This window comes from Microbacterium rhizosphaerae, from assembly GCF_034120055.1.
GTDB classification, from domain to species: Bacteria; Actinomycetota; Actinomycetes; order Actinomycetales; family Microbacteriaceae; genus Microbacterium; species Microbacterium rhizosphaerae.
Window position 1 is genome coordinate 2,673,852 of sequence record NZ_CP139368.1, and the last position, 26,375, is coordinate 2,700,226.

Below are 26,375 nucleotides of genomic sequence, written 5' to 3' on the forward strand. Positions count from 1 at the left end.
GATGATGTCGCAGCTTCCCGGCTATCTGTGGGCGATCACCTTCGCGGGGGTGGTCGGCATCCTCGTGAGCACGGGCATCGTGCTCTACGGCGGCGCTGTGCGGGCGGGGCTTGACCGTCGCCGATCCGGCGGCATGACCGCCGTCGCGGCCGTGCTCTTCGGCGGATGGCTCATCGCCAGCTCCCTGATCGGCGTCGCAGGCGGCTACCGGGCACGGATAGGGCACGGGATCCCCTGGATGCCGGTGGCTGTCGTCGGCTTCCTCGTCCTGCTCCTGATGCTCGCACGGATCCCGTCGGTCCACCGCGCCCTCCGCAGTGATGGCACAGGCTCCCGGCTTCTCATCCCGCATTCGTTCCGAGTCGCCGAGGGTGTCGTCTTCCTCATTTCGATGGCTCTCGGATTCCTCCCCGCGCTGTTCGCGATCCCGGCGGGCCTCGGCGATATCGCGATCGGGATCGCCGCGCCACTCGTCGCGCAACGGCTGAACAGTGGCACGGGCGAGCGGGCCCCGAGGCGATTCAGCCTGCTCGGAATGGCGGATCTCATCGTCGCGCTGGGGCTCGGCGGCCTCGTCGGCTTCCAGCTCGTACCGTTCATCCCCGCGGCGCCGGCCATCAGCAGCCTGCCCCTCGTTCTCATCCCGACCGTCGGGGTGCCACTCTTGCTGGCTCTGCACGTGACATCACTGTCGGCCTTGCGGTCCGCTCGAAGCTCAGCGCGAACCCCCGCGCTCGCCGGGTGAGCTGAGCACGCCCGCGCCCAGCGCGAGGGCGAGACAGACCCACTGGACGAGCGCGATGGACTACTTGCGGACGAGAAGGACGCAGGTCGCCAGAAATCCGCGGAATTATGCGGCCAGTCAGACGTTGAAGCGGAACTCCACGGCATCACCGTTCACGATGATGGCTCAGCTTCGGGAACGGCGAGGAATCGACGGGCGACGTCTTCGAGGCGTTTCATGAGTGACCACTCAAGTTCGGCGGACGCAGTGCGGAGAATCACGACCGTAGTGTCTTCAGCACCAGCAAGCAACTCACTGAGGCGGGCCGGCCGATCTGAACCGGCCACGATGCCAAGCACCGTCACCTCGATACCCTCAAGGCTCATCCGACTGGGGGCGACAGACCAATAGCCAACTCGCCACTCGCGTGAAATCCCCCGCTGAGAACCCGACAGGAGGCGGACACCGCTAAGGACTTGGCGCCGCTCGGCCTTTCGCGCCCAGGCCCGTCGAAAGCCAACCCGCGCCAGCGAGTCACCGAGCATTCCGCCGATGAGATCGCCGATGAGATCCGCGAGCATGTCGGGTCTCCTCCAAAGGTCTATCTGTGACAACGCTCCACGATATCGACGTTCACTATTGCGCGTTTCGCTTCAATGCGCGCGGGCCGCTGGGTGAGTCGCGGCCCCGGGTTGTTCGTACACCCGCCTGAGTGCGCGTGCGCCCGCCGTGGAGACCCACCCGAGCAATCCGAAGACGATCACGAGTCCCGCTGCAATGCACAGCAGCGGCATCTGCAGGAGGAGGCACACGACGCCGAACAGCGCGCCGACGGATGGCAGTACCCAACCAGGGATCCGGTTCGAAAGCCGGTCCCACCGCGGGCTGTGTGCCCAAATTGCAGCAGCCTCGGCTACCTGCGGGTCGGGATGCCGCTCACCGGTGTTCGCGAGACGGAAGACCTCCCGGCGGGCAGGTGCGCCCAGGCGCTTCCACTCGACTCGGTTCCTAGAGGCCATCGCAGCATCAGAACCCGAACCTGAACTGGCCATCACTTCGAACCGCTAGATGTCTGTCCGAAGCGGAACTCCACGACGTCGCCGTCCTGCATCACGTAGTCCTTGCCCTCCATGCGCGCCTTGCCGTGCGCGCGGGCCTCGTGCACGGAGCCCAGGTCGATCAGATCCTGGAAGTGGATCACCTCGGCCTTGATGAAGCCCTTCTCGAAGTCCGTGTGGATGACGCCGGCGGCCTGGGGAGCCTTCCAGCCCTTGCCGATCGTCCAGGCTCGCGCCTCCTTGGGACCGGCGGTGAGGTAGGTCTGCAAGCCGAGCGTGTCGAAGCCGATGCGGGCGAGCTGGTCGAGCCCCGACTCGTCCTGACCGGTCGAGGCGAGCAGCTCCGCCGCATCCTCGGGGTCGAGGTCCATCAGCTCCGACTCGATCTTCGCGTCCAGGAACACGGCCTGGGCGGGGGCGACCAGGGCTGCCAGTTCCGCCTTGCGCGCCGCATCCGTCAGCACCGCCTCATCCACGTTGAACACGAAGATGACGGGCTTCGCGGTAAGCAGGCCCAGCTCGCGGATCGGCTCGAGATCGATCCCGGATGCCGACAGCAGCACGCCGCGCTCCAGCGCGTCCTTCGCCTGCAGCGCCGTCGAGAGCACGACGGGCTCGATCTTCTTGCCCCGCACTTCCTTCTCGTACCGTGCGATCGCCTTCTCGAGCGTCTCGAGGTCGGCGAGCATCAGCTCGGCGTTGATCGTCTCCATGTCGTTCTGCGGGTTCACCGCGCCCTCGACGTGGACGACATCGTCGTCGGCGAAGCCGCGCACGACCTGGGCGATCGCATCCGCCTCGCGGATGTTCGCGAGGAACTTGTTGCCGAGCCCCTCCCCCTCGGATGCGCCGCGCACGATGCCCGCGATGTCGACGAACGACACGACAGCCGGCACGAGGCGCTCGCTGTGGAACACGTCGGCCAGCTGCTGCAGCCGCGGATCGGGCAGGTTCACAACCCCGACGTTGGGCTCGATCGTCGCGAACGGGTAGTTCGCCGCGAGCACCTGGTTCTTGGTCAGGGCGTTGAAGAGAGTGGACTTGCCGACATTGGGCAGTCCGACGATTCCGATGGTGAGAGCCACGGGCATCCAGTCTAGTTGGGGACGGATGCCGATCCCGGCGGGGTCAGTCGGGGTCGACCCGCCAGCGCATGAGCACGTTGCCCGATTCCTCCCAGACACGTGTCTCGAGGAGCTTGAGGGCGACCAGCGGCTTCGCATCGAACAGCGCAACGCCGGATCCTGCGATGAGCGGGAACGTCACGAGGTGCAGCTCGTCGACGAGGCCGGCGTTCATCATGTCGTTCCAGAGCACCCGCCCGAGCAGGATCAGGATGCCGCGCCCCTCCTCGCTCTTCAGGGCCGCGACCTCGGCCCGGGCATCGGCCACGCGAACGATGCGGACGTTGTCGTACGGCGCGAGATCGCCCTCCGTGATCGTGTCGGACACGACGATCTTCTCGACGCCCAGGATGAGACCGGCGAATTCGCGGCGGATGGCCGTCGCATCCGGGTCCCCCTGCACTCCGGCCCAGTAGCCGAGGTTGCCGAGCGTCGATCGGCGGCCCGAGAGGATCAGCGTGTCGGATCGGCGCAGCAGCTCGGTCGTATAGAAGTCGAACGAGTCGGCGCCGCAGTAGTCGGGGTGCTGGTGCTCGAAGAACGAGCCGATGTCGTGGTCGTCGTCCTCGTAGCGACCGTCGACGGTGACGAAATTGCAGACAGTGAGGGTGCGCACGCGCCGAACGCTACCCGTCTCCTCCGACCCTCGTCACCGGCACCGTCACGGGCCATACTGATGGCCGTGGATGACTGCTGCGCTCCGCGCACCCCCGACGGCTACGAGCGAGAGTTCGACGCCCGGTTCGCGCGTCGCCTCGCGACGCGGTATCGCCGCGCGGGCCTGACGCCGAGTGCCCGCCTGATTCTCGAGTTCGCGTCATCGATCGGCCTCGAAGGGTCGTCACTGCTCGAGATCGGCGGGGGCATCGGGGACATCCAGCTCGAAGCGCTGAGGAACGGCGCATCCCACGCCACCAACGTCGAGCTGTCTTCCGCGTACGAGCCCGAGGCGGCTCGCCTCCTCGAGGAGTCCGGCTTCCGCGATCGCGCCACCAGGATGCTGGGCATCGACGTCGCGGGCACCCCGGAGGCCGTCGAGCCGGCGGACATCGTCGTGCTGCATCGCGTCGTGTGCTGCTACCCGGACTACGAGCGGCTGCTCGGGGCGGCGGCCGGGCGCGGCAGGCGCGCCGTCGTCTTCAGCTATCCGGTGCGCAGCTGGATGACCCGCGCGAGCGTGCGCGCCGTCAATGCGTGGAGCGTCCTGAATCGCAGGTCGTACCGGATGTTCGCGCACGCTCCGGACGACATGGTCTCGGTGCTGCGCGCACGCGGGTTCGAGACCCGGTATCGCGGCGGCACCGGACCCTGGCGGATCGTCGGCGCCGTCCGCGTCTGACGTTCTACGGCCGGACGGCGCGGAAGGCGCGCGTCACGTACGGCAGCTCGATGACGGCATCCTCCGTCGCTCCGACGCGGTCGAAGAGCGCCGCGAGCCCGCGCTCGATCCGCGCGCGATCGTCCGGCTCGGCGGTGAGGAGGTAGCTGCGCGAGCGTGCCATGTCGAACAGCGCGTCGCGGGTCATGGGCCGCATCCACGCCCAGCTCTGCCATTCGAGAGCCCCGAACGGCTCCCCGACCACCGGGCCGCCCTCGGCGATCATGATCTCGGCGTTGCTGCTGTGCATGATGTCCGACATCTCCGACACCCAGTCGACGCTGTCGTCCCGGATGTTCCAGATCAGCCCGAGCACCCCGCCGGACCGCAGGACGCGCCCGGCCTCCGCAGACGCCTCCTCGACGTCGACCCAGTGCCACGCCTGCCCGAGCACGACGGCGTCGACGCTCGCGTCGGGCAACGGCATCCGTTCCGCCGTCCCGAGGAAGGTCGGGACGGCAGGAAGCTCCGCGTGCAGCCGCGCCAGCATGTCGGCATCGGGGTCGACGGCGACGGTCTGCGCCCCGATCGCCTCGACGACGCGGGTGAGCTTGCCGGTGCCGGCGCCGACGTCGACCGCACGGATCGAGGTCTGGCCGTCGGCGACGGGATCGAGCATCCATCGCACCGCTTCGACGGGGTAATCGGGCCTTCCGGACTCGTACGTGGATGCGGCGGCGCCGAACGAGCGCGCCATCTCATCGCGTGTGGCCATATGCCCGAGCGTACGCCGCGCAGATGCGGATCGCGCCGCCGCTCGGCGCGCCTCCCGTCCCGCGCGACGGCGCCGGGCGACCCTGGCACCGTGGGATTGGATTTCACCGCGATCGACTTCGAGACGGCGAATTCCAGCAATGCGTCGGCGTGCGCGGTGGGCCTCGCCCGCGTACGCGACGGCCGCATCGTCGCCCAGGCGGGGTGGCTCATCCAGCCGCCCGCGGGACACGATGCCTTCTTCGAGATCAACGTGGGGATCCACGGCATCCGCCCCGAGGACGTCCGGGACGCACCCACCTGGACGGCGCAGCTCGACGACCTCGCCGCGTTCGCGGGCGCGGACGTGCTCGTCGCGCACAACGCGGGATTCGACATGGCCGTACTGCGCGCCGCGTGCGACGTGACCGGGGACCTCTGTCCGCCCTACCGCTACGCGTGCAGCCTGCAGATCGCGCGGCGGCTGTACGACCTCGAGTCCTATCGCCTCCCGTCGGTCGCGGCGGCCGCGGGCTTCACCGGCTTCGCGCACCACGACGCGGCCGCAGACGCACTCGCCTGTGCGCACATCATGATCGATGCGGCGAGGCGCACCGGAGCGGACGACATCGCCCACCTGGCCGATGCGGCCGGCGTGGAGATGCGGCGCATCCCCGCGCCGGCGTTGTTCGCGGCCTGATGTCGGAGGTTCCCGGCATCCTTCTCGCATGGACGCACTGACCCTCGCCGTGATCGCCGTCGTCGGCATCGGCATCGGCGCACTCGCCGGCTGGTTCGCCGGGCTCGCGCGCGGCGCGAACCGCGAGAGCGCCGTGCGCGCGGATCTCGCGTCGCGTACGGCAGCGGCGGAGGCGGCGCGGGATGCTGCGCAGGGCGAGCTCCGGCGGCAGGTCGCCCTGTACCGCGAGCTCGTCGCTCAGGCGCGTGACGATCAGGCCGCGCGCGAGGAGCGCGAGCGGCGCGAGCAGCAGGTGCTGCGCGCGCTCGCCCCCGTGCGCGAGACGCTGGAGACCATGCAGCTCAAGGTCGACGACCTCGAGCGCGACCGGCAGCACCAGTTCGGGATGGTGGCGGAGCAGCTGCGGCAGACGCGCGTGAGCGGCGAGGCGCTCCGGGCGACCACGGAGTCCCTCGCCAGTGCGCTGCGCTCCGGCGCGACACGCGGCGTGTGGGGCGAGACGCAGCTGCGCCGCGTCGTCGAGGCGGCGGGTCTCACGCGGTACGTCGACTTCGACACGCAGACGTCGATCCAGACGGATGCGGGCGCCGGCCGTCCCGACATGGTCATCCGCCTTCCCGGCGGGCGGGCGCTGGCCGTCGACGCGAAGGTGCCGCTCGACGCCTACCTCGAGGCGAGCGCGATCCCGATCACAGCCCAGGGCGATGACGGTGCGCGGCGCGCGGCACTGCTGGGCAAGCATGTGAAGGCCGTGCGCGCCCACATCGACGCCCTGGCGCGCAAGACGTACTGGGCCGGAATCGGCGCGAGCCCCGAATTCGTCGTCTGCTTCATTCCGAGCGAATCGTTGCTCGCCGCAGCGCTCGAGGAGGACCCGGCGCTGCTCGACTACGCGTTCGGCAAGCGGGTCGCCCTCGCCTCGCCGGTCAACCTCTGGGCGGTGCTCAAGACGGTGGCGTACACGTGGACCCAGCAGGACGTCACGCAGGAGGCCCGGCAGCTGTTCGAGCTCGGCACACAGCTCTACGAGCGGCTGGGCACCCTCGCCGGCCACGCCGACGACATGCGCCGCGCGATCGAGCGGACGGTGGACACCTACAACCGCTTCGCGGGCGCGCTCGAGTCGCGCGTGCTCGTGACGGCGCGGCGGTTCCCGGGGATCGACGAGACGAAGCTGGACGCCCTCGGGGTGCCGGCGACGATCGAGCGGACGCCTCGGCGTCTGGTCGCGGACGAACTCGCGCTCGCGCCGGACGAGCCCGTGCTCACCGCAGACGAGCCCGTGCTCACCGCAGACCTGGGAGACCTGCGAGAGCGGCTCGCCGAGTCGGAGTGATGGCCGTGAGGCCCGGTCAGACGAGACCCTGCGGGATGAAGTTCATGAGCGCGATGACCGCGAGAGTGACGCCGACGAAGGCGCCGACGAGCCACCATGCGCTGATCTGATGTCCCTCATCGCGACGCACTCGGAACAGGACGTCCGGGCGTCGCGCCGGATCATGGGCGTGCGCGTTCGCCACGACCGCCTGAGCGCCCGTGCGAACGGGAGGTTCACCTGCAGGACCTGCCATGACCGGTCCCCTCTCGTGCTGTGTGCGGGACCTTCTGATTGTGCCAGAGAACCGCCCCGCGCATGCGGAGCGCGCTCCCAGACTGGTCCGAGCCGCCTACAGCCACTTGGAGACGAGGTGCTCCGACGAGATCCGGCGCAGCGTCCCGGAGACACCGCGGAGCACGACGCTCTCGGTGTAGAGGTAGCCCCCCTCGCGGCGCACACCGGCCACGAGAGCCCCGTCGGTCACACCCGTCGCGACGAACAGCGTGTTGTTGCCCTGGACCATCTCGTCGGCCTCGTACACGTACCCGTCGAGTTTCAATCCGGCGTCGATGCCGCGCTGTTTCTCGTCGTCGTCGCGCGCCCAGAGACGGCCCTGGATGTGGCCGCCGAGCGCCTTGATCGCGCATGTCGTCACGATGCCCTCCGGAGAGCCGCCGATGCCGATGCACATGTCGGTGCGGGCGTTGTGCCGCGCTGCGTTGATGCCGCCCGCGACGTCGCCGTCGCTCATGAGCCGGGTGCCCGCACCCGCCTCGCGGATCTCGGCGATGAGCTCCTCGTGGCGCGGACGATGCAGCACCGACACGACGATCTCGTCGACGGGCTTGCCGAGCGCCTTCGCCAGCCGCCGGATGTTCTCCGCGACGGGGAGGCGGATGTCCACCACGCCGACGCCCGCGGGCCCGGTGACGAGCTTGTCCATGTAGAAGACGCTGGATGCGTCGAGCATCGCACCGCTGTCTGCGACGGCGATGACCGACAGGGCGTTGTTGCGGCCCGCGGCGGTCAGCGACGTGCCGTCGATCGGGTCGACCGCGATGTCGCACTGCGGACCGCGGCCGTTGCCGACGTGCTCGCCGTTGAAGAGCATCGGGGCGTTGTCCTTCTCGCCCTCGCCGATGACGATCGTGCCGTCGAAGTCCACCGTGCCGAGGAACGCGCGCATCGCGTCGACGGCGGCGCCGTCGGCCGCCTCCTTTGCACCTCGACCGATGAACGGAACGGCGCGGATGGCCGCGGCCTCCGTGGCGCGCACCAGTTCGAGGGCGAGGTTGCGATCGGGGCGGAGCGGGCTCATCTCGGCGGAAAGGCTGACCATGGCGCCATGGTATTGGGCGACCGCGTCGAAAACGGTCCTTCCCTCCGCGCGCAGACCCGAAAGAAGCGCCGTTCTTGCCGCGCCGTCAGATCCCACGGTTCCGCGGGGCACAGCATCCACCACGACATGATGGATCTTCCGCGCCTCACTAAGCTCAGTGGTGATACCCCACCACGATCGAGGAGTCGGACATGCCCGTCGCCACCCCCGAACAGTACGCAGAGATGCTCGACCGCGCGAAGGCCGGCGGATTCGCGTACCCAGCCATCAACGCGGCGAGCTCCCAGAGCATCAACGCGATCCTCCAGGGCCTCACCGAGGCCGGCTCGGACGGCATCATCCAGGTCACGACGGGAGGCGCCGACTACTTCGCCGGTCACACCGTCAAGGGCCGCGCGACCGGCGCCCTCGCCTTCGCGAAGTTCGCGACCGAGGTCGCCAAGAACTACCCGATCACGATCGCGCTGCACACCGACCACTGCCCGAAGCCCGCGCTCGCCGACTTCGTGCTGCCGCTCATCGAGGCTTCCGAGGAGGAGGTCAAGGCCGGCCGCAACCCGATCTTCCAGTCGCACATGTGGGACGGCTCGGCCGTGCCGCTCGACGAGAACATCGAGATCGCCAAGGAGCTGCTCCCCCGCCTGAAGAACATCAACGCCATCCTCGAGGTCGAGATCGGCGTCGTCGGCGGCGAGGAGGACGGGGTCAAGCACGAGGGCACCAACGACGCCCTCTACACGACCACGGGCGACGTCGCGAAGGCGGTCGAGGCCCTCGGCCTCGGCGAGCAGGGCCGCTGGATCGCCGCCCTCACCTTCGGCAACGTGCACGGCGTGTACAAGCCCGGCAACGTGAAGCTCAAGCCCGAGCTCCTGGGCGAGATCCAGGCGGGGATCGCCGCGCAGTTCGGCACGGGCGAGAAGCCGCTCGACCTCGTCTTCCACGGCGGCAGCGGGTCCTCCGACGAAGAGATCGCTCTGGCGGTCGCGAACGGCGTCGTCAAGATGAACATCGACACCGACACGCAGTACGCCTTCACGCGCTCGGTCGCCGGCTTCATGTTCCAGAACTACGACGGCGTCCTGAAGGTCGACGGCGAGGTGGGCAACAAGAAGGCCTACGACCCGCGCGCGTGGGGCAAGATCGCCGAGTCGGCGATGGCCGCTCGCGTCGTCGAGGCGACGAAGCAGCTCGGCTCGGCAGGGCAGTCGAAGGGCGCCTGACCCTCTCGGTCACCGAGCTCGCCCTCACGGTCACCGAGCTCGCCCTCACGGTCACCGAGCTCGCCCTCACGGTCACCAAGCTCGCCCTCACGGTCACTGAGCTCGCCCTCACGGTCACTGAGCTTGTCGAAGTGCGGATGCCTCGGTCTGCGGGCCGGGGCATCCGTCGTCTCCGCGCCTACTCGGGGTCCTGGTAGCCGTCGAGCAGTCCCGGTGCACCCTCCGGGGCGGGGATGACGACGATCTCGTCCCCCGCCTGGATCCGCCCGGTGCGCACCACCCGCAGGTATGGTCCGAGTCGCCGCGCGCTCGAGAACCGCTTGACCCACCCGCGCTCGTCATCGCCCCCGACCCACCGTGCGAATGTCTGGCAGGGTGTCCGCGGCATCGTGACCTCGACCTCGACCCCGTCGCCGATGCGCCAGCGGTCGCCGATGCGCGACGCGTTGACGTCGAGGCCCTGCACGCGCAGGTTCTCGCCGAACCAGCCCGGCGGGAGCTTGCGGCCGAGCTGGCCTGCCCAGTGCTCGGCGTCCTCGTCGGCGTACGCGTAGAGCGCCTTGTCGAGGCCGCCGTGGTGCTTGCGATCGGCCTGCACATCGGCATACGCGCCATAGCGGCCGACCCGCACGCTGCCCTCGACGGCCCTCTTGTCGATCGCCGTCACACCGACCGCCCCTGCGTCGGGGCGGAGCTGACGGACGACGCAGACGGCGACGAGACGAGGCATCCCGTCAGCCTATCCACGCGGGTCAGGGCGAGTAGGTCATGAGCACCTTGCCCGAGGCATCCAGGATCTGCACCGCACGGATGGATGCCGTGTCCAGCGCCGTTCCCGCGCTCAGATGCGCGTCCTTGCCCGCGAGCACCTTCCAGGTGGACAGCTGGGTCGTGGAGCCGTCGGTGCCGACCACCGCGAGGGCGTACACGTGGTCGGCGCCCCCCGTGCCGTAGGTCGGCGCGTACCGGCACGACAGGTCGATCTTCGTGCCCCACGCCACGCCCTGCAGACGCACCGAAGCCGTGAGCGGAGCCTTCGTCAGCGGCTGCATCGCCTCCGCCGGCGGCAGCGAGGGCAAGGCCGTGGCCGTCGGGATCGCCTGGGGGATCCGCGGCTCGAAGGCCTCCCCGAGCGTCAGCGGAAGCGCGACGGCCGCGACGACGACGACCGCCGCTGCGAGGGCGAGGCCGAACCTCAGTGCCCGTCGCCGCCTCTCCGCGGCGCGCGCCCGCTCGACGAGGGCGCTGCGTGCCGCGGGCCCGGGTTCCGCGCTCGGTCGTCCGGTCCCGGTGTCCTCGGCGAACGCGTCCGCCCGCACTCGCGACAGCAGGCCGACGGTCGGCGCGAGCGCCGCCACTGCCGCACGGCACTCGGCGCAGGTCTCCATGTGCTCCTCGAAGGCCGCCCGGTCGGCGGGCGAGAGCGCTCCGATCAGGTAGGCGGCATCCCATTCCGCGAAGCGATCCGTCATCTCGTCACCCCCCTCTCCTGCAGGGCCAGGCGCAGTGCGCGCAGTCCGTAGTGCAATCTCGATTTGACCGTTCCCTCGGGGATGTCGAGCTCCGCGGCGGTCTGCGCGACGCTCCTGCCCAGGTAGTACGCGTGGACGATGACCGCGCGATGGTCCGGGGTGAGCGTCGCGAGGGCGTCGCGGATCAGGATGCCGTCGAGCAGCAGGTCCGCCGCATCCGCCCCCGCGTGATCGGGAGGATCGGCGACGGCGAACTCGTGCCGCCGGCGCGCGCTACGTGCTTCGTCGATGACGATGCGCCGTGCGACGGTCAGCATCCACCCGCGCAGCGACTCCGGGTCCTCGGCGAGGATCCGCGGTGTGCGCCAGGCGCGCAGCAGCGTGTCCTGCACGATGTCGTCGGCGGCGGCGGCGTCACCCGTGAGCGCGACGACGTAGCGCCGCAGCGGCGCCGCATGGGCGTCGAAGAGCGCCGTCAGCCGGGCTTCGTCGGTGCTTCGCAAGGGTCCTCCTCGCTGTCATCACGATAACGAGGGCCCTGGGGTTCAGCGCGCCGTCTGCTGATCGAACCAGTGGATGACCGCCGGGTCGGCGACCAGCGGGATCGTGAGGCAGATCGTGAGCACGATCCAGCTCACGACGGCGCCGACCAAGGGGATCCACCAGGCCCGCTTCCCGCGGGCCATCACGCGCCAGGAGATCAGGGCCGTCACGATCCAGCCGATCGCGAAGACGATCACGCCGGCCGTGGCCCACGCCTGCGACTGCGGGGTCGTGGTGAACGATCCGGTGATGCCCATGGTCTTCATCCACGCATCCGCGAACGCGGTGAAGTCCGAGAGTTCGAAGACCGTGCTCACCACGACGAACGCGCCGTAGGCGAGCAGGGCGACCGTGACGATGCGGTCGATCAGGTGGCCGCGCGCGGCCGGAGCGCCGGGGGCCGGAACGACGGGACCGGGCTGCGCGGGCGCCGGCGGGGATGCAGGCGGGGCATGCTGCATGCGCGCGCGCTGTTCCTCCGGGGTCGCGTACTCGCCGTATGCGGGGCGCGGGCGCTCGTCGGGTGTGCTCATGCGCCGGCTCCTGCACCCGTGGCGCGGCCGCCGAGCGCCCGCTCGTCGCGACGACCGGCAGTGTCGTGCCGCAGCTCCTTCGGCAGCGAGAACATCAGGTCCTCCTCGGCGGTGCGCACCTGCTCGACATCGCGGTAGCCGGCACCGGCCAGCTCCTCGAGCACCTGCTGGACGAGCACCTCGGGCACCGAAGCGCCGCTCGTCACCCCGACCGTCGCGACGCCGTCGAGCCACTCCTGGCGCACCTCGTCGGCGTAGTCGACGCGATAGGCGGCCTTGGCGCCGTGCTCGAGCGCGACCTCGACGAGGCGCACGCTGTTGGACGAGTTCGCGGAGCCGACGACGATGACGAGGTCGGCATCCTTCGCCACCTTCTTGATCGCGACCTGCCGATTCTGCGTCGCGTAGCAGATGTCGTCCGAGGGCGGATCGTGCAGCTCGGGGAACCGGTCGCGCAGGCGCCGCACCGTCTCCATCGTCTCGTCGACGGAGAGTGTGGTCTGCGACAGCCACACGACCTTCGACGGATCCTTCACCTCGACGGTGTCGGCCTCGTCGGGCGAGTTCACGATCGTGACGTGATCCGGCGCCTCGCCGGCGGTGCCCTCGACCTCCTCGTGCCCGAGGTGGCCGATCAGGAGGATCTCGTAGTCGTCGCGGGCGAAGCGCACGGCCTCGCGATGCACCTTGGTCACGAGCGGGCAGGTGGCGTCGATCGCCTGCAGGCCCCGGTCCGCTGCCGCGGTCACGACGGCCGGCGACACGCCGTGGGCGCTGAACACGACGTGCGCGCCCTCGGGCACTTCGTCGACCTCGTCGACGAAGATCGCGCCCTGCGCCTCGAGCTCGGTCACCACGTGGATGTTGTGGACGATCTGCTTGCGCACGTACACCGGTGCACCGAAGCGCTCGAGCGCCTTCTCGACGGCGATGACCGCACGGTCGACGCCCGCACAGTACCCCCGTGGGGAGGCCAGCAGAACGCGTTTGCGTCCGTCCACGGGGATATCCTGAAGGCGCCCTCGGCGCCCCGGGATGCGGGGCACGGGCAGCTTCACGGCGGGGGTGCTCACGCCTTGATTCTACGGTCGGCCGCCCGGGCGCAGCCGAGAGGACGCACAGACAGGGACTCATGACGATCTTCCGCCCCGACCACGTGCCGGGCGAGCCGCCGCCCGCCGACGCCGTGGCCCCGCGCGACTCGTCCCCGGATGCCCCGACCTCGGTCGCGCGCCTCAACGAGACCATCCACGGTTTCGTCGAGCGGTGGGGATCGGTGTGGGTCGAGGGCGAGATCACGTCGTGGAACGTGCGGGGCGGCAACGTCTACGGCCGGATCAAGGACCTCGGAGCGGATGCCGCGCTCTCCTTCCGACTCTGGTCGTCGACGCTGCGCCGCCTGCCCGATCTGAAGGTGGGCGACCACGTCGTCGCCTGTGTCAAGGCCGACTACTACGTGCGCGGCGGCGACTTCACGTTCACGGTCTCGGCGATGCGCCACATGGGGCTCGGCGACCAGCTCGAACGGCTCGAACGGCTGCGCGCCCAGCTGCGGGCGGAGGGCCTGTTCGATCCTGCGCGCAAGAAGCCGATCCCGTTCCTCCCCCGCTGCATCGGGCTCATCACCGGCGAGAAGTCGGACGCCGAGCGCGACGTGCACCGCAACGCCGAGCTGCGCTGGCCGCAGGTGCGCTTCCGCACGGCGCACGCAGCGGTCCAGGGCGATCGGTGCGTGCCCGAGACGATCGGGGCACTGAAGGCGCTGGACGCCGATCCCGACGTCGACGTCATCATCATCGCCCGCGGCGGCGGCGACCCGCAGTCCCTGCTCGGCTTCAGCGACGAGCGCCTGCTGCGTGCGGTGGCCGCCGCATCCACTCCCATCGTGAGCGCCATCGGCCACGAGAACGACCACCCGCTCCTCGACGACGTCGCCGATCTGCGCGCGTCGACGCCGACGGATGCCGCCAAGCGCGTCGTTCCGGATGTCGCCGAACAGCGCGCCCTCGTCGCGCAGCTGCGCGCGCGGCTCACCGGTCGCCTCACGCAGCGACTCTCGCACGACATCGCCCAGCTCGAGCAGCTGCGGACGCGTCCGGCCCTGCGATCGCCGGAGTCGATGGTCACATCGCGCGAGCACGAGATCCGCATGGCGACCGCGCGCGGGCGCGACATCGTGGAGCGGGAGCTGGATGCCGCGACCCTCCGCACCGCCGAGCTGCGCGCAGGCCTGCGCGCCCTGTCGCCGGGCGCGACCCTCGCGCGCGGCTACGCGATCGCGCTGGTCGACGGAGACGTCATCGTGCGGGATGCGGCGCAGGCCCCGGCCGGCGCACAGCTCGTCGTGACGGTGGGCCGCGGATCCCTCGCGGCGCTCTCCGAGGGTGAGATCGTCGAGAGCGCCGACGACGAGCGCTGAGGCGGCGGGGGCGCGCGACGCGCCGAACTAAGATGGAACCTATGACCGCGCCGACCGAGGGCCTTCCCGACGTGGCGTCGCTCTCCTTCGAGCAGGCCCGCGACGAGCTGGTGCGCGTCGTCGCCGAGCTCGAGCAGGGTGCGCCGACGCTCGAGCACTCTCTGGCCCTGTGGGAACGGGGCGAGGCGCTCGCGGCACGGTGCGAGGAATGGCTCGTCGGCGCGAAGCGCCGGCTCGACCAGGCGCGCGGAGCGGCCGAGACCGCCCGCACGACGGAGGCATGATGGCATCCGGAACCGCCCACCCCACTCCACCCGCCGCTTCGCCTGGGGCGGAGCCTCGGGGGCGTGGCCCCCGCATCGTGGCCGAGCTCGGCCGCCCGGAGACGCCCGAGGAGACCGCGGCACGCAAGGCCGAGTCGTCTCGCGTCTACCGCTCGAGCCAGACCTTCCGCAATCTCATCGCGGCGCTGCTCGCGACCCTCGCGATCGTCGTCGTCATCGTCCTGTCCGTGCCCCGCGGCACGCCCGCCGCGCAGGGTTCGATCGATGTCGCCTCCGTCGCCCAGCAGGTGCAGAGCGGCTACGACCACCCCGTCGTGGTGCCGCACGTGCCGACCTCGTGGCGGGTGAACGAGGCCGCGATCGACGGCAGCGACACGTGGTCCATCGCCTATGTGCCGACGGGTGACAAGGGCTACCTGCGCGTCTCGCAGGCCTTCGACGCCGACACGGCGTGGGATGCCCAAAAGCTCAGTGGAGCGGCACCCTCGGGCACCATCGTCGTCGACGGCGTCACGTGGACGGTGTACGACATCCAGGATCCGTCGCGCGCCGGCAACGTCTCGTACGCCATCGGCACGAAGGCGGGCAAGGACCGCATCCTCATCTATGGCACCGCGAACCCCAAGACGGCCGCCGTGGCCGCGGAGGGGCTCGCGCAGCAGATCCACGACCTGAACGGAGCCGCCCAGTGACCGAGACCGCAACCCCCGCCGCCATCTGGACCGAGATGCAGCGCGGCAATGCGAGATTCGTCGCGGGCGAGCCCAGCCACCCCCGCCAGGACGTCGAGCGGCGGCACGACCTCGCCCACACGCAGGCGCCGCGGGCGGCGCTGTTCGGGTGCGCCGACTCGCGGCTGGCGGCCGAGATCATCTTCGACCAGGGCCTGGGCGACCTCTTCGTCATCCGCAACGCCGGTCAGGTCGTCACCTCCTCGGTCGTGGGGTCGCTGGAGTACGCCGTCGCGGTGCTGAACGTGCCGCTCATCGTCATCCTCGGCCATGACGAGTGCGGCGCCGTGCGCGCAGCCATCGACTCCACCGCCGTCGACGCCGCGGAGCTGCCGGCGAACATCTGGCGTCTCATCGCGTCGATCGTCCCGGCCGCGCGGCGCGTTCTGCGCGAGACCCCCGGCGCGACGGCGGAGACCGTGGACGCGGAGACCGTAGGCCGCGAGCACCTGCGCGACACCGTCGCAGAGCTGCTGCAGTCGTCCGACCTCATCAGCCGGGCCGTCGAGGAAGGGCGGCTCGCGATCGTGGGCGCCAACTACCGACTGGCCGAGGGCGCCGTGGTGCCCGACATCACCGTGGGCATCGCGACGGACGCGGATGCCTGAGACCGGAGGAACGAAGAAGTGACCGACACCGAGTACCGCATCGAGCACGACACGATGGGCGAGGTGCGGGTGCCCGCATCCGCGCTCTACAGCGCTCAGACGCAGCGCGCCGTGGAGAACTTCCCGATCTCGGGGAAGGGCCTCGAGCCGGCGCAGATCGCCGCCCTGGCCCGCATCAAGAAGGCGGCGGCGCTCGCCAACAAGGATCTCGGCGTGCTCGACGCGGGCATCGCCGACGCGATCGCCCAGGCGGCGGACGCCGTGGCGACCGGCGCGTACGACGACCAATTCCCGGTCGACACGTACCAGACCGGCTCCGGCACGTCCTCGAACATGAACATGAACGAGGTGCTCGCGACGCTGGCGACCCGCATCCTCGGTGCCCCCGTCCACCCGAACGACCACGTGAACGCCTCGCAGTCGTCGAACGACGTCTTTCCGACCTCCGTCCACATCGCCGTGACGCAGGCCCTCATCGACGACCTGATCCCCGCGCTCGACCACCTCGCGGTCGCGCTCGAGGCGAAGGCCGAGCTCTGGAAGGACGCCGTCAAGTCCGGCCGCACGCACCTGATGGATGCCACGCCCGTCACGCTCGGCCAGGAGTTCGGCGGATACGCGCGCCAGATGCGCCTCGGCATCGAGCGTGTGCGCTCGGCGCTGCCCCGTGTCGGCGAAGTGCCCCTCGGGGGCACCGCGGTCGGCACCGGCATCAACACGCCGCTCGGCTTCCCGCAGAAGGTCATCGAGCTGCTCGCCACCGAGACCGAACTGCCGATCACCGAGGCCAAGGACCACTTCGAGGCCCAGGCCAACCGCGACGGCCTCGTCGAGGCGTCCGGCGCCCTGCGCACGATCGCGGTGTCGCTCACCAAGATCAACAACGACCTGCGCTGGATGGGCTCCGGTCCGAACACGGGTCTCGGCGAGCTGCACATCCCGGATCTGCAGCCCGGTTCGTCGATCATGCCCGGCAAGGTGAATCCGGTCGTCCCCGAGGCCGCGCTCATGGTCTGCGCACGGGTCATCGGCAACGACGCGACCATCGCGTGGGCGGGCGCCTCCGGCTCGTTCGAGCTCAACGTCGCGATCCCCGTCATGGGCACCGCGCTTCTGGAGTCGATCCGACTGCTCTCGAACGCGATGCGCGTGCTCGCCGACAAGACGATCGACGGCCTCCAGGCGAACATCGCGCGTGCCGCCGCATTCGCCGGGATGTCGCCGTCCATCGTCACGCCGTTGAACAAGGTGGTCGGCTACGAGGCGGCTGCGAAGATCGCCAAGCACGCCGTCGCGCAGGGCATCACGGTGCGCGAGGCCGTCATCGACCTCGGCTACGTCGACCGCGGCGAGATCTCCGAAGAGCAGCTGGACGACAAGCTCGACCTGCTCTCCATGACCCACCCGGGTTGAGCCGGGCCGGCACTCCCCCGTCGCCCCGTCCGTGATCCGCGCCTCGCACGCCGCAGCTCCCCGCCCGCTCTCCACGCGGGCGCGGATCCTCAGCGCGATCCTCGCGGTCGCCTGTGTGGGGCTCGCGGTGGTGGGCGGCGTGACGTTCCTCGTGCAGCGCGACCGCGTGCTGTCCGAGGTGGACGCCCGGCTGAAGGCGCAGGTCGGGAGCCTGGAGACGGTGGCCTCGCCGGCACCGGCGGTGAGCCCGAACGACAGCGCCACGACGGCCACCGAGAAGCTGTCGACGGACGACTTCTCGTCGGTCTCGGACTACCTGCACGCCGTCGTCGCCCGGCTCGTGCCCGCGCAGAACGAGGGCTCGGTCGCGGTGATCGACGGTCGCGCGCGCTACCGGCCGTCGACCCTGTCCGGCTTCGACCTCTCGCAGAACACGCAGCTGATCACCCGCGCCGTGGCGGAGACGGCCAGGGCCCACGGCACCGTGATCGGCACGGCCGACACCTCCCAGGGTGCACTCCGGTACATCGCCATCCCGGTGACGATGTCCGGCGATCCCGAGTCGGGGCTGTACATCCGCGCGATCAACCTCGACGCCGAGCTCTCCCCGGTGACCGCGTCCATCACGACGTACGGGATCGCTGCGGTCGTCATGCTGGCCGCGATCGGTCTTGTGGGCTGGTTCGTCGCAGGACGCCTCCTCTCGCCCATCCGGCGCCTGCATGAGACGGCGGATGCGATCACCCTGACGGACCTCGGCGCCCGCATCCCCGCCGAGGGCAACGACGACATCTCCGCCATGACCCGCACGGTCAACTCGATGCTCGACCGCCTCGAGTCCTCGGTGGATGTGCAGCGCCAGCTCCTCGACGACGTGCGCCACGAGCTGAAGACGCCGATCACGATCGTGCGGGGGCACCTCGAGCTGATGGATGCCGCGGACGCCACAGATGTCGACGAGACGCGCCAGCTCGGCATCGCGGAGCTCGACCGCATGACCCGGCTCGTGGACGACATCGACCTGCTGGCCGCCGTCGAGGGCGACCAGTACACGATGGTCGACATCGCCCTGGACCGGCTGACCGCCCGCATCGGAGGGATGGTCGCCGTCATCCCCGGCCACACGTGGACCATCGAGAGCACGGGGTCGGGAGTCATCCACGGAGACGAAGACCGCCTCCTGCAAGCGTGGCTCGCCCTGGCCGACAATGCGGCGAAGTACTCGCCCCCGGGTGCCCCCATCGAGCTCGGCTCCTCGATCGACGAGCACCGGGCCCGGCTGTGGGTGCGCGACCACGGCCCCGGCATCCCGCCCGACATGCGCCGGCGCGTCTTCCGCCGGTTCGACCGTGCCGGCGGCAAGCGCTCCATCGGCGGCTCCGGCCTGGGCCTCGCGATCGTCGAGGCCATCGCCAAGGCGCATGACGGCGCCTGCACGATCACCGACAGTCCCGGTGGCGGAGCCACATTCTCGATCGAACTGCCGCGTCATCCCATGGTCGTGCCCACCCCGGTGCGGGCCGACAGCGTCACCCGCCGGGAGGAGGCATCGTGACGGTCATACTCATCGCCGAGGACGAGCCGCAGATCGCGGCCTTCGTCCGCCGCGGCCTCGAGCACGCCGGCTACCAGACGATCCTCGCCGAGGACGGCGGCGATGCGCTGCGCATCGCCCTCACCGGCGACGTCGACCTCGTGCTGCTCGACGTCGGGTTGCCGACGTTGGACGGGTTCGAGGTCCTGCGGGAGATCCGCCGCCAGAACGGCGTCCTGCCCGTCGTCATGCTCACGGCGCGCACCTCCACGCGCGACACGGTGGAGGGGCTGGATGCGGGCGCCAGCGACTACGTCCGCAAGCCCTTCACGTTCGAGGAGCTCCTCGCGCGGGTGCGCTCGCGCCTGCGCGACACCGACCGCGGCACCGCCGTGGTGCTCACCCACGGGGACGTCACGCTCGATATCCGCTCCCGGACCGCCGTCGTCGGAGAACGCGAGGTCGAGCTGTCCGCACGCGAGTTCGCCCTGGCGCGGGAGTTCCTGCGGCATCCGGGCGAGGTCCTCAGTCGTGAACAGCTGCTCAGCCGCGTCTGGGGCCTCGACTTCGACCCCGGATCCAATGTCGTCGACGTCTACGTGCGGTACCTGCGCGCCAAGTTCGGCCACGACCGGATCGCGACGGTCCGCGGCGTGGGCTACCGGTGGGACTGACAGCCCCAGCCCCGCACAGAGAAAGGCCCCCGACGCTGGGGAAACGTCGGGGGCCGGGGGCGGTGCTGGGGATACCGCCCGGGTCAATCGCGGTGTGCTGGGGATGACTCTCGCGATTGAGACGTGAAACTCTTGTCGTGGCCGCGTGCCTTGCCGCTGTCGCGGCCGTTGCCATGAACGGGCGCCTGCGCGATGACGCCGTCGCGCTGAACGAGCTTCGGGCTCATCACGGGCGCGTTGAGCCGGCTCTGGCCGCCGGCTCCGTTGCCGGCGGTCTGGTCGCTGTTCTGATGCCCGTTCTGGCCGCCCTGCCCGTTCGCGTCCTGGCCCGACGAGTGCTGGCCGGACGCCGGACGCCTGTTGCCGGATGCCTCCGACTTCGCCGCCGTGGCCCTGGAGGCCTTCGCCGGGGAGGTGAGGATCTCACCGGGCTCCGGAGCCGGCACCGTCACCGTCTCGGGCGCTGCGGGAGCAGGGATGTCCGAGTCCGCCGCGACCACGGGGAAGGGCGTCGGATGCGACGGCGCGACCACGTCGATCTTCGCCACCGACACGCGTGACCCGGCGTTGTCGGCGCGCGCGCCGAGGTCCGTGATCGTCACGACGCCGATGATGCCGCTGACGATCACGGCCGTGCCGGCGATGCCCGCCGTCACCGCCATGCGCGCTGCCATCGACATCCCCTCGGTCTGCTGCTCGGTCGCACACGAATTCGTGCGGGCGACCACACACTCTATGGTCGCGTGTCCGCGGGCCGACATGTGCGCATTTCCGATGAAACTATTCTCATCTTCGATGGACACGTCGGCCCGCGGCCGAGCGGATTCCGAGCGGGCCCCGAGCGTCAGGCGAGCTCGCCGGCCTCCAGCAGATCCGTCACGAGGGCAGCGATCGCCGAGCGCTCCGAGCGGACCAGCGTCACGTGGCCGAACAGATCGTGCCCCTTCAGCGTCTCGATGACAGAGGCGACGCCGTCGTGACGTCCGACCCGCAGGTTGTCGCGCTGACCGACGTCGTGGGTGAGCACCACGCGCGAGTTCTGGCCGATGCGGCTGAGCACCGTGAGCAGCACGTTCCGCTCGAGCGACTGCGCCTCGTCGACCACGACGAACGCGTCGTGGAGCGAGCGCCCGCGGATGTGGGTCAGCGGAAGCACCTCGAGGATGCCGCGAGCCATGACCTCTTCGATGACGTTGGAGGAGACGACCGAGCCCAGGGTGTCGTAGACCGCCTGACCCCACGGGTTCATCTTCTCCTGCTGGTCTCCGGGGAGGTAGCCGAGCTCCTGGCCGCCGACCGCGAACAGCGGCCGGAAGACGATGATGCGCTTCTGCAGCTGACGCTCGAGCACGGCCTCCAGACCCGCGCACAGCGCCAGCGCCGACTTGCCGGTCCCGGCGCGCCCGCCCAGCGACACGATTCCGACGCTCGGGTCCAGCAGAAGGTCGATCGCGATCCGCTGCTCCGCCGAACGGCCGTGCAGCCCGAAGACATCACGGTCGCCGCGCACGAGCCGGTACTCGCCTTCTCCTGTCACACGTCCGAGCGCCGAGCCGCGCTCCGAGTGGATGACCAGGCCCGTGTTGACCGGAACGCCCCGGATGTCGTCGCTCGTGCCGATCTCGGTCTCGTAGAGGTCGCTCATCTCGTCGCCCGAGAGGTCCACGCTGGCGATGCCGGTCCAGCCCGAGTCGATCGCCTGCTCGGCGAGGTACTCCTCGGCGACGATGCCGAGCGAGGCGGCCTTCACACGCATCGGCAGGTCCTTAGACACGACCGTGACGTCCTGACCGTCCTGCATGAGGTTCATCGCGACGGCGAGGATGCGGGTGTCGTTGTCGCCCAGGCGCATGCCTGCCGGCAGGACCGACGCATCCGTGTTCGTGAGCTCGACGCGCAGCGTCCCGCCGTCTCCGACCGGCACCGGGAAGTCCAGGCGCCCGTTCTCGATGCGCAGCTCGTCGAGGTGCCGCAGCGCCTGTCGCGCGAAGTACCCGATCTCCGGGTCGTGGCGCTTGCCTTCGAGCTCGGTGATCACGACGACGGGGATCACGACCGAGTGCTCGGCGAACCGGAAGAACGCGCGGGGGTCGCTCAGCAGCACCGACGTGTCGAGAACGTACGTGCGCAGGCCTTCGTCCTGCGTGATGTCATCTCCGGCGACGTCGTCGACGATGGCCTGCTGGTGGTGCTGTGCTGCTCGAGTGGTCACAACCCGCTCCCCGCCCCGGGACCTCTCCCGGCTTCAGGCGAGTCGACCACTGGCTGCGAGTCGCGATCCGTTTGGCCGACCCGATCGGGCACCTTGCCCGATGCCATGAACGTACGACGACATCGCGCGTACGTCGGTAGCGCCACGCCTGCGTGTCTCTGAACGCTCCGTGAACGCGAAGCCCGTCACCCGCCGGCTCAGGCGACGCGTGAGGCGGCGAACGCGCCGAGTGCGTCCTGCAGCATGTGGAGCGTGCCGATGTCGGTGCCCGCGTGCGGTGCGAGCCGGATGAGCCCGGACCGCGTCGTGAACACCAGGCCGTAGTTCGCGAGCGTGGCGGCCAGCGGCCCGGCATCCTGCGGATCGGGGGCGAGCGCGACGATTCCGGCTCGCCGCGCCGGGTCACGGGGAGTGACGACCGGGATGCCGTGTCCGTCCGCGAGCGCGATGACCTCGTCCACGCGCTCGGCGAGCGCACGCTCGATGACACCGACACCCACGTCGGCGATCTCCCGGGCCGTGGCTGCGAGGCGGCCCGCGGCGAGGTGGTCCAGGACGGACACGCCGTACGCCTGCACCGATGCGGCGGGTGGGACGATCGCATCCACCGGAAGATCCCCCTCGACAGCGGCGAAGCCGGACAGCACCGGCGCGATGCGCTCGCGCGCGATGTCGGAGAACGAGGCGAATCCGGTCCCCCGTCCCGCCCGCAGCCACTTGTAGCCGTGCCCGCACACGACATCGGCGGCCTCGTACTCCGCCTCGATGACGCCGAAGCCCTGGATCGCGTCGACGATGAGCAGCCGGTCGCCGATGACGTCGCGGATCGCGCCGAGGTCGGCGCGGTAGCCGGTGCGGAAGTCGACGAGGCTGACGGCGACGGCCGTCGTCTGGTCGGTGAGCGCGTCGCGGATGGAATCCGGCGTCACGAAGCCGTCCTCCGGATCGAACAGGTCGAGCGTCGCACGGCCGGTGAGGGCGACAGCGCGTGCGGCGGTGATCGTGAGGCTCGGGAACTCGCTCCGGGCGACCAGCAGGCCGCCCTCGAGGCCGAAGAACGCGTGCATGAGGCCGTAGCTGGTCGACGGTTGCAGCGTCACGTGCTCCGCATCCGTCCCGAGCAGCTCGCCGAGCAGCTGCCGCGCCTCACGGTCGTGGTCCGCCACCAGATCGATGCTCGATCGGCGCCCGGTGCCGAGGAGGTCGGCATCCGCCTGCACCTCGCTGCGCACGCCCGGTGAGAGCGGACCGAACGCCGCCCAGTCGAGATATCCGGGCTCGCCGTCGAAGGACGCGGCGAAGGTCGCGAGATCGCTCATCCGGTCATTCTGACACGCCGGAATCCACCCGCCGCGAGGGCTTGGCGACAAGCCTCGCGTGTGGGGCGGCCTCAGCTGCCGTAGCGGCGATCGCGGGAGCCGTAGTCGCGGATCGCCCGGAGGAAGTCCACCTCGCGCAGATCCGGACCCAGAGCCTCGACGAAGTAGAACTCGCTATGCGCCGACTGCCACAGGAGGAAGTCGCTCAGCCGCTGCTCACCGGAGGTCCGGATGACGAGATCGGGGTCCGGCTGGCCGCCGGTGTAGAGGTGCTCGCCGATCTGCTCAGGGGTCAAGCTCGCGGCGAGCTCCTCCAGAGAGCCGCCGGTGGCGTCGTGCTGCGCGATGATGCTGCGCACCGCGTCGACGATCTCGCTGCGGCCGCCGTATCCGACGGCGAGGTTGACGTGCAGCCCGGTGTTGTCCTTGGTGCGCGCCTCCGCCTCGCGCAGCACGCGGAGCAGTTCGGGGGGCAGCAGCTCGGCGCGGCCTACGTGCTTGATCCGCCAGCCCGGGACTCGTGAGATCTCGTCTGCGAGCTGGGCGATGATGTCGTTCAGATCGGAGAGCTCGACGGCGTCGCGCTTGCGCACGTTGTCGGTGGAGAGCAGATACAGCGAGACCACCTTCACGCCGACGCCGTCGCACCAGCGCAGGAACTCCTGCATCTTCGCGGCTCCGGCGCGGTGGCCGTCGGCCGCCGACTGGTAGCCCAGCTGCCGCGCCCAGCGGCGATTGCCGTCGATCATCATCGCGACATGGTGGGGCACCGACTCGGGGGCGAGGCCCCGGCGCAACCGGTTGATGTAGAGCCGGTAGAGGGGGCCCTGCCCCGCGTTGGCCCGGTCGCGCGTCACGCGTCTAAACTACCCGCGCCGCTCCCACCCGCGCATCCTGACCCCTTGCCTGGAGGATGCCCGCATGTTCCCCGGGGGGCATGCCGAGACCCGTAGTCTCGAGGGGTGAGCAAGCGCAGCGACAGGGCCGAGGTCGAGATGCCCCAGCTTCCCCTGATGGATGCTGCGGACGCCGACGCCGCCGCTCCCGAGATCAAGCCGACGTGGCGCGGCTGGATCCACGCGGGCACGTTCCCGGTCGCGATCGCGGCGGGCATCGTGCTCATCACCTTCGCGCAGACCGCACCGGCCAAGTGGGCCTGCGCGGTCTTCATGGTGACGTCGCTCCTGCTCTTCGGCAACTCGGCGCTCTACCACCGGTTCAACTGGGGTCCGACGACCAAGGCCGTGCTCAAGCGCATCGACCACGCCAACATCCTGCTGCTGATCGCCGGCACCTACACGCCGGTCGCCGCCCTCGCGCTCCCGCCGCAGCAGGGGACGATCCTGCTCGTACTGGTGTGGACCGGGGCGCTGCTCGGCATCCTCTTCCGCGTGTTCTGGATCCACGCGCCGCGCTGGCTCTACGTGGCGCTGTATCTCCTGCTCGGCTGGGCCGCGGTCATGTACGCCGCCGACCTGCTGCGCGCGAGCCTCGCCATGTCGATGCTCATCCTCGCCGGCGGCCTGCTGTACACCGTCGGCGCCGTCGCCTACGCGCTCAAGCGACCGAACCCGTGGCCGGGGAAGTTCGGCTTCCACGAGATCTTCCACGTCTGCACGGTGCTGGCGTTCCTGTGCCACTGGACGGCCTGCCTGATCATCGCGCTGCACCCGGTCGTGCCGTCGCTCGGCGCGCCGGGCTGATCCTCAGTTCCTGCCCGGATCGACGTCCTGGTCGTCGACGTCGGTCTTGCGCTCGGCGATATCGGCCTGCTCGGCGGCGAGCTGCTCCGCATCGAGCTCCTCGCGCACCTCGGCCCGGTAGCGGCCGCGACGGATGCGTCGCATCATGTCCCACACGAGGAAGACGACCACGACCGCAAGGATCGCGATCAGCACGAAGCCGGCGACGCCCGGGGTCACCGCATTCGGATCGACGTCGGTCGGCGACGGCGAGGGCGTCGGCGTGGCCTCCGCGAATCGGCTGATCGCGGCGGTGACTGCATGCATGTGTCCTCGTTTCGCGCGGGAAGCGCATAGCCTGGAGTTCCAGCCTAATTCCTCCCGAAATCCCTCATTCCTCCCCGAAACGGTCATGACGACTCAGGACATGCTCGACGAGCGCTACGGGCGCCGAAGCGCCGCCCGCTCCCGGCGGATCACGCTCATCGTCGTCATCGCGATCGCGGCCATCATCGTGGCCGCGGTGTCGTGGTACACGATCAACGACAAGTCGAACAGCATCGACGCCGAGGCGACGGGTTTCCGCATCGCCGACGCCCGCTCGGTCTCCGTGACCTTTCAGGTCACCGCGCCCCCCGGATCCGCGCTCGCGTGCGTCATCGAGGCCGACGACGAGCAGCACGGGATCGTGGGCTGGAAGGTCGTGCAGTACCCCGCATCCTCCGCTCACCACCGGGCGTTCACCGAGACCGTGCCGACCGTCGGACTCGCCGTGACAGGTTTGGTGAACTCCTGCTGGTTGACGTAGTCTGCATGGACTGCACAGACCGACGCCCTGGCCAACGCCGGGGCGTCTCGGCTTATCACCCCCCGTGGGAAGAAGGAGACCGCCGTGTCCGATGACACCCAGGTGACGTTCCTCACGCAGGACGCGTACGACCGGCTCGCCGCCGAGCTCGAGGAGCTGTCGACGACCGGCCGCGAGGAGATCGCGAAGCGCATCGAGGCGGCACGCGAAGAGGGCGATCTCAAGGAGAACGGCGGCTACCACGCCGCGAAGGACGAGCAGGGCAAGCAGGAGGCCCGCATCCGCACCCTCCAGGGTCTGCTCAAGCACGCCAAGGTCGGCGAGGCGCCCGTCAGCACCGGGGTCGTCGAGCCCGGCACGGTGGTCACCGCCGTCGTCGCCGGCGGCGAGGAGGTCTTCCTGCTCGGCAACCGCGAGATCGCGTCGAACAGCAAGCTCGACGTCTACAGCGAGGCGTCTCCGCTCGGATCCGCGATCCTCGGCCTCAAGGAGGGCGCGCAGACCTCGTACACGGCCCCCAACGGCCGCGAGATCGCCGTCGAGATCGTGAAGGTCGAGACCTACGCAGGGCAGTGAGCCCCGCGCC

The 26,375-nt window shown here is 70.1% G+C and carries 31 protein-coding genes; 15 read left to right on the forward strand and 16 right to left on the reverse strand.

What is annotated here, in order from left to right; all coding sequences use genetic code 11:
- The first annotated feature begins 4 nt into the window (after window positions 1–4).
- Complete coding sequence (locus SM116_RS12100) at window positions 5–745, forward strand: hypothetical protein (protein ID WP_320941235.1); 741 nt, start codon at window positions 5–7, stop codon at window positions 743–745.
- Between the two features lie 152 nt (window positions 746–897).
- Here SM116_RS12100 and SM116_RS12105 read toward each other — a convergent pair whose 3' ends face one another.
- From SM116_RS12105 to SM116_RS12115, 3 genes are all read right to left on the reverse strand, one after another.
- Entirely contained in the window at window positions 898–1,305 is a 408-nt protein-coding gene (locus SM116_RS12105; RefSeq protein WP_320941236.1) for a hypothetical protein, read from the reverse strand.
- A gap of 470 nt (window positions 1,306–1,775) precedes the next feature.
- A complete protein-coding gene (gene ychF / locus SM116_RS12110; RefSeq protein ID WP_320941237.1) occupies window positions 1,776–2,867 on the reverse strand; it encodes a redox-regulated ATPase YchF in 1,092 nt (363 codons plus the stop codon).
- A 43-nt stretch (window positions 2,868–2,910) separates the two neighbouring features.
- A complete protein-coding gene (locus SM116_RS12115; protein WP_320941238.1) occupies window positions 2,911–3,522 on the reverse strand; it encodes a dihydrofolate reductase family protein in 612 nt (203 codons plus the stop codon).
- A gap of 66 nt (window positions 3,523–3,588) precedes the next feature.
- Between SM116_RS12115 and SM116_RS12120 the strand changes: the two genes are divergently transcribed.
- The gene (locus SM116_RS12120) at window positions 3,589–4,245 is read left to right on the forward strand and encodes a methyltransferase domain-containing protein (RefSeq protein ID WP_320941239.1); all 657 of its coding nucleotides are present in this window, start codon (window positions 3,589–3,591) and stop codon (window positions 4,243–4,245) included.
- A 4-nt stretch (window positions 4,246–4,249) separates the two neighbouring features.
- Here SM116_RS12120 and SM116_RS12125 read toward each other — a convergent pair whose 3' ends face one another.
- The gene (locus tag SM116_RS12125; RefSeq protein ID WP_320941240.1) at window positions 4,250–4,999 is read right to left on the reverse strand and encodes a class I SAM-dependent methyltransferase; all 750 of its coding nucleotides are present in this window, start codon (window positions 4,997–4,999) and stop codon (window positions 4,250–4,252) included.
- Between the two features lie 90 nt (window positions 5,000–5,089).
- On the opposite strand from SM116_RS12125, the gene SM116_RS12130 reads away from it, so the two are divergent.
- A complete protein-coding gene (locus tag SM116_RS12130) occupies window positions 5,090–5,677 on the forward strand; it encodes an exonuclease domain-containing protein (RefSeq protein WP_320941241.1) in 588 nt (195 codons plus the stop codon).
- A gap of 28 nt (window positions 5,678–5,705) precedes the next feature.
- The gene (locus SM116_RS12135; protein WP_320941242.1) at window positions 5,706–7,013 is read left to right on the forward strand and encodes a DNA recombination protein RmuC; all 1,308 of its coding nucleotides are present in this window, start codon (window positions 5,706–5,708) and stop codon (window positions 7,011–7,013) included.
- Window positions 7,014–7,029: 16 nt separating this feature from the next.
- On the opposite strand, the gene SM116_RS12140 is transcribed toward SM116_RS12135, so the two are convergent.
- Window positions 7,030–7,248 carry a UDP-N-acetylmuramyl pentapeptide phosphotransferase gene (locus tag SM116_RS12140; protein WP_320941243.1) on the reverse strand — a complete coding sequence of 73 codons (219 nt, stop codon included), beginning with the start codon at window positions 7,246–7,248 and terminating at the stop codon, window positions 7,030–7,032.
- 96 nt (window positions 7,249–7,344) lie between these two features.
- Window positions 7,345–8,334, reverse strand: a complete 990-nt coding sequence (glpX, locus tag SM116_RS12145; RefSeq protein ID WP_320941244.1) for a class II fructose-bisphosphatase — start codon at window positions 8,332–8,334, stop codon at window positions 7,345–7,347.
- Between the two features lie 191 nt (window positions 8,335–8,525).
- Here glpX and fbaA point away from each other — a divergent pair, with 191 nt between their 5' ends.
- On the forward strand, window positions 8,526–9,557 hold the full coding sequence (gene fbaA, locus SM116_RS12150; RefSeq protein WP_320941245.1) for a class II fructose-bisphosphate aldolase: 1,032 nt from the start codon (window positions 8,526–8,528) through the stop codon (window positions 9,555–9,557).
- Between the two features lie 178 nt (window positions 9,558–9,735).
- Here the strand turns inward: fbaA and SM116_RS12155 are convergent, their stop codons facing one another.
- The 5 genes from SM116_RS12155 to SM116_RS12175 are packed head-to-tail and all read right to left on the reverse strand — an operon-like array spanning window position 9,736 to window position 13,151.
- The gene (locus SM116_RS12155; RefSeq protein ID WP_320941246.1) at window positions 9,736–10,287 is read right to left on the reverse strand and encodes an MOSC domain-containing protein; all 552 of its coding nucleotides are present in this window, start codon (window positions 10,285–10,287) and stop codon (window positions 9,736–9,738) included.
- Between the two features lie 22 nt (window positions 10,288–10,309).
- Window positions 10,310–11,029, reverse strand: a complete 720-nt coding sequence (locus SM116_RS12160) for a zf-HC2 domain-containing protein (RefSeq protein WP_320941247.1) — start codon at window positions 11,027–11,029, stop codon at window positions 10,310–10,312.
- Window positions 11,026–11,532, reverse strand: a complete 507-nt coding sequence (locus tag SM116_RS12165; protein WP_320941248.1) for a sigma-70 family RNA polymerase sigma factor — start codon at window positions 11,530–11,532, stop codon at window positions 11,026–11,028. Before SM116_RS12165 ends, SM116_RS12160 begins: the two co-directional genes overlap by 4 nt.
- A 42-nt stretch (window positions 11,533–11,574) precedes the next feature.
- Window positions 11,575–12,105 carry a DUF6264 family protein gene (locus SM116_RS12170; protein WP_320941249.1) on the reverse strand — a complete coding sequence of 177 codons (531 nt, stop codon included), beginning with the start codon at window positions 12,103–12,105 and terminating at the stop codon, window positions 11,575–11,577.
- Window positions 12,102–13,151: a 4-hydroxy-3-methylbut-2-enyl diphosphate reductase gene (locus SM116_RS12175; RefSeq protein ID WP_320944165.1), complete on the reverse strand. Its 1,050-nt coding sequence runs from the start codon at window positions 13,149–13,151 to the stop codon at window positions 12,102–12,104. The genes SM116_RS12170 and SM116_RS12175 overlap by 4 nt, the downstream gene beginning before the upstream one ends.
- An 86-nt stretch (window positions 13,152–13,237) precedes the next feature.
- On the opposite strand from SM116_RS12175, the gene xseA reads away from it, so the two are divergent.
- Genes xseA through SM116_RS12210 form a run of 7 tightly spaced genes read left to right on the forward strand, consistent with a single transcriptional unit; the run spans window position 13,238 to window position 19,768 of the window.
- The gene (gene xseA / locus SM116_RS12180; protein ID WP_320941250.1) at window positions 13,238–14,524 is read left to right on the forward strand and encodes an exodeoxyribonuclease VII large subunit; all 1,287 of its coding nucleotides are present in this window, start codon (window positions 13,238–13,240) and stop codon (window positions 14,522–14,524) included.
- Window positions 14,525–14,556: 32 nt separating this feature from the next.
- Window positions 14,557–14,808, forward strand: coding sequence for an exodeoxyribonuclease VII small subunit (locus tag SM116_RS12185; protein WP_425563264.1), 252 nt, complete (start codon window positions 14,557–14,559; stop codon window positions 14,806–14,808).
- Window positions 14,808–15,500, forward strand: a complete 693-nt coding sequence (locus SM116_RS12190; RefSeq protein WP_320941252.1) for a DUF4245 family protein — start codon at window positions 14,808–14,810, stop codon at window positions 15,498–15,500. The genes SM116_RS12185 and SM116_RS12190 overlap by 1 nt, the downstream gene beginning before the upstream one ends.
- Before the next feature lie 35 nt (window positions 15,501–15,535).
- Complete coding sequence (locus SM116_RS12195; protein ID WP_425563269.1) at window positions 15,536–16,147, forward strand: carbonic anhydrase; 612 nt, start codon at window positions 15,536–15,538, stop codon at window positions 16,145–16,147.
- 18 nt (window positions 16,148–16,165) lie between these two features.
- Entirely contained in the window at window positions 16,166–17,560 is a 1,395-nt protein-coding gene (locus tag SM116_RS12200) for a class II fumarate hydratase (protein ID WP_320941254.1), read from the forward strand.
- Between the two features lie 31 nt (window positions 17,561–17,591).
- A complete protein-coding gene (locus tag SM116_RS12205; RefSeq protein ID WP_320941255.1) occupies window positions 17,592–19,115 on the forward strand; it encodes a sensor histidine kinase in 1,524 nt (507 codons plus the stop codon).
- A complete protein-coding gene (locus SM116_RS12210; RefSeq protein WP_320941256.1) occupies window positions 19,112–19,768 on the forward strand; it encodes a response regulator transcription factor in 657 nt (218 codons plus the stop codon). Before SM116_RS12205 ends, SM116_RS12210 begins: the two co-directional genes overlap by 4 nt.
- A gap of 83 nt (window positions 19,769–19,851) precedes the next feature.
- Here the strand turns inward: SM116_RS12210 and SM116_RS12215 are convergent, their stop codons facing one another.
- The 4 genes from SM116_RS12215 to SM116_RS12230 all read right to left on the reverse strand — a co-directional run bounded on the left by SM116_RS12215 (window position 19,852) and on the right by SM116_RS12230 (window position 24,156).
- On the reverse strand, window positions 19,852–20,442 hold the full coding sequence (locus SM116_RS12215; RefSeq protein WP_320941257.1) for a hypothetical protein: 591 nt from the start codon (window positions 20,440–20,442) through the stop codon (window positions 19,852–19,854).
- A gap of 170 nt (window positions 20,443–20,612) precedes the next feature.
- Window positions 20,613–21,944 (reverse strand): RNA 5'-3' helicase PhoH2, encoded by a 1,332-nt coding sequence (gene phoH2, locus SM116_RS12220; RefSeq protein ID WP_320944166.1) that lies wholly within the window; start codon window positions 21,942–21,944, stop codon window positions 20,613–20,615.
- A 233-nt stretch (window positions 21,945–22,177) separates the two neighbouring features.
- Window positions 22,178–23,299, reverse strand: a complete 1,122-nt coding sequence (locus SM116_RS12225; protein WP_320941258.1) for an aminotransferase class V-fold PLP-dependent enzyme — start codon at window positions 23,297–23,299, stop codon at window positions 22,178–22,180.
- Between the two features lie 71 nt (window positions 23,300–23,370).
- Window positions 23,371–24,156 carry an isoprenyl transferase gene (locus SM116_RS12230; RefSeq protein ID WP_320941259.1) on the reverse strand — a complete coding sequence of 262 codons (786 nt, stop codon included), beginning with the start codon at window positions 24,154–24,156 and terminating at the stop codon, window positions 23,371–23,373.
- A gap of 138 nt (window positions 24,157–24,294) precedes the next feature.
- On the opposite strand from SM116_RS12230, the gene trhA reads away from it, so the two are divergent.
- On the forward strand, window positions 24,295–25,002 hold the full coding sequence (trhA, locus tag SM116_RS12235; protein WP_320944167.1) for a PAQR family membrane homeostasis protein TrhA: 708 nt from the start codon (window positions 24,295–24,297) through the stop codon (window positions 25,000–25,002).
- Between the two features lie 3 nt (window positions 25,003–25,005).
- On the opposite strand, the gene SM116_RS12240 is transcribed toward trhA, so the two are convergent.
- Complete coding sequence (locus tag SM116_RS12240) at window positions 25,006–25,308, reverse strand: hypothetical protein (protein ID WP_320941260.1); 303 nt, start codon at window positions 25,306–25,308, stop codon at window positions 25,006–25,008.
- A gap of 85 nt (window positions 25,309–25,393) precedes the next feature.
- Between SM116_RS12240 and SM116_RS12245 the strand changes: the two genes are divergently transcribed.
- Together SM116_RS12245 and greA are read left to right on the forward strand one after the other, a co-directional pair.
- Window positions 25,394–25,789 carry a DUF4307 domain-containing protein gene (locus SM116_RS12245; protein ID WP_320941261.1) on the forward strand — a complete coding sequence of 132 codons (396 nt, stop codon included), beginning with the start codon at window positions 25,394–25,396 and terminating at the stop codon, window positions 25,787–25,789.
- Window positions 25,790–25,873: 84 nt separating this feature from the next.
- The gene (greA, locus tag SM116_RS12250; protein ID WP_320941262.1) at window positions 25,874–26,365 is read left to right on the forward strand and encodes a transcription elongation factor GreA; all 492 of its coding nucleotides are present in this window, start codon (window positions 25,874–25,876) and stop codon (window positions 26,363–26,365) included.
- Window positions 26,366–26,375: the final 10 nt, after the last annotated feature.

Coding starts and splice junctions, on each gene's coding strand:
- trhA (WP_320944167.1), top strand. CDS start 24,295: ATGCCCCAGCTTCCCCTGATGGATGCTGCGGACGCCGACGCCGCCGCT.
- SM116_RS12125 (WP_320941240.1), bottom strand. CDS start 4,999: ATGGCCACACGCGATGAGATGGCGCGCTCGTTCGGCGCCGCCGCATCC.
- SM116_RS12190 (WP_320941252.1), top strand. CDS start 14,808: ATGGCATCCGGAACCGCCCACCCCACTCCACCCGCCGCTTCGCCTGGG.
- SM116_RS12185 (WP_425563264.1), top strand. CDS start 14,557: ATGGAACCTATGACCGCGCCGACCGAGGGCCTTCCCGACGTGGCGTCG.
- SM116_RS12225 (WP_320941258.1), bottom strand. CDS start 23,299: ATGAGCGATCTCGCGACCTTCGCCGCGTCCTTCGACGGCGAGCCCGGA.
- SM116_RS12240 (WP_320941260.1), bottom strand. CDS start 25,308: ATGCATGCAGTCACCGCCGCGATCAGCCGATTCGCGGAGGCCACGCCG.
- xseA (WP_320941250.1), top strand. CDS start 13,238: ATGACGATCTTCCGCCCCGACCACGTGCCGGGCGAGCCGCCGCCCGCC.
- SM116_RS12155 (WP_320941246.1), bottom strand. CDS start 10,287: ATGCCTCGTCTCGTCGCCGTCTGCGTCGTCCGTCAGCTCCGCCCCGAC.
- SM116_RS12135 (WP_320941242.1), top strand. CDS start 5,706: ATGGACGCACTGACCCTCGCCGTGATCGCCGTCGTCGGCATCGGCATC.
- SM116_RS12140 (WP_320941243.1), bottom strand. CDS start 7,248: ATGGCAGGTCCTGCAGGTGAACCTCCCGTTCGCACGGGCGCTCAGGCG.
- SM116_RS12105 (WP_320941236.1), bottom strand. CDS start 1,305: ATGCTCGCGGATCTCATCGGCGATCTCATCGGCGGAATGCTCGGTGAC.
- SM116_RS12160 (WP_320941247.1), bottom strand. CDS start 11,029: ATGACGGATCGCTTCGCGGAATGGGATGCCGCCTACCTGATCGGAGCG.
- SM116_RS12245 (WP_320941261.1), top strand. CDS start 25,394: ATGACGACTCAGGACATGCTCGACGAGCGCTACGGGCGCCGAAGCGCC.
- SM116_RS12170 (WP_320941249.1), bottom strand. CDS start 12,105: ATGAGCACACCCGACGAGCGCCCGCGCCCCGCATACGGCGAGTACGCG.
- fbaA (WP_320941245.1), top strand. CDS start 8,526: ATGCCCGTCGCCACCCCCGAACAGTACGCAGAGATGCTCGACCGCGCG.
- SM116_RS12100 (WP_320941235.1), top strand. CDS start 5: ATGTCGCAGCTTCCCGGCTATCTGTGGGCGATCACCTTCGCGGGGGTG.
- SM116_RS12195 (WP_425563269.1), top strand. CDS start 15,536: ATGCAGCGCGGCAATGCGAGATTCGTCGCGGGCGAGCCCAGCCACCCC.
- SM116_RS12215 (WP_320941257.1), bottom strand. CDS start 20,442: ATGGCAGCGCGCATGGCGGTGACGGCGGGCATCGCCGGCACGGCCGTG.
- glpX (WP_320941244.1), bottom strand. CDS start 8,334: ATGGTCAGCCTTTCCGCCGAGATGAGCCCGCTCCGCCCCGATCGCAAC.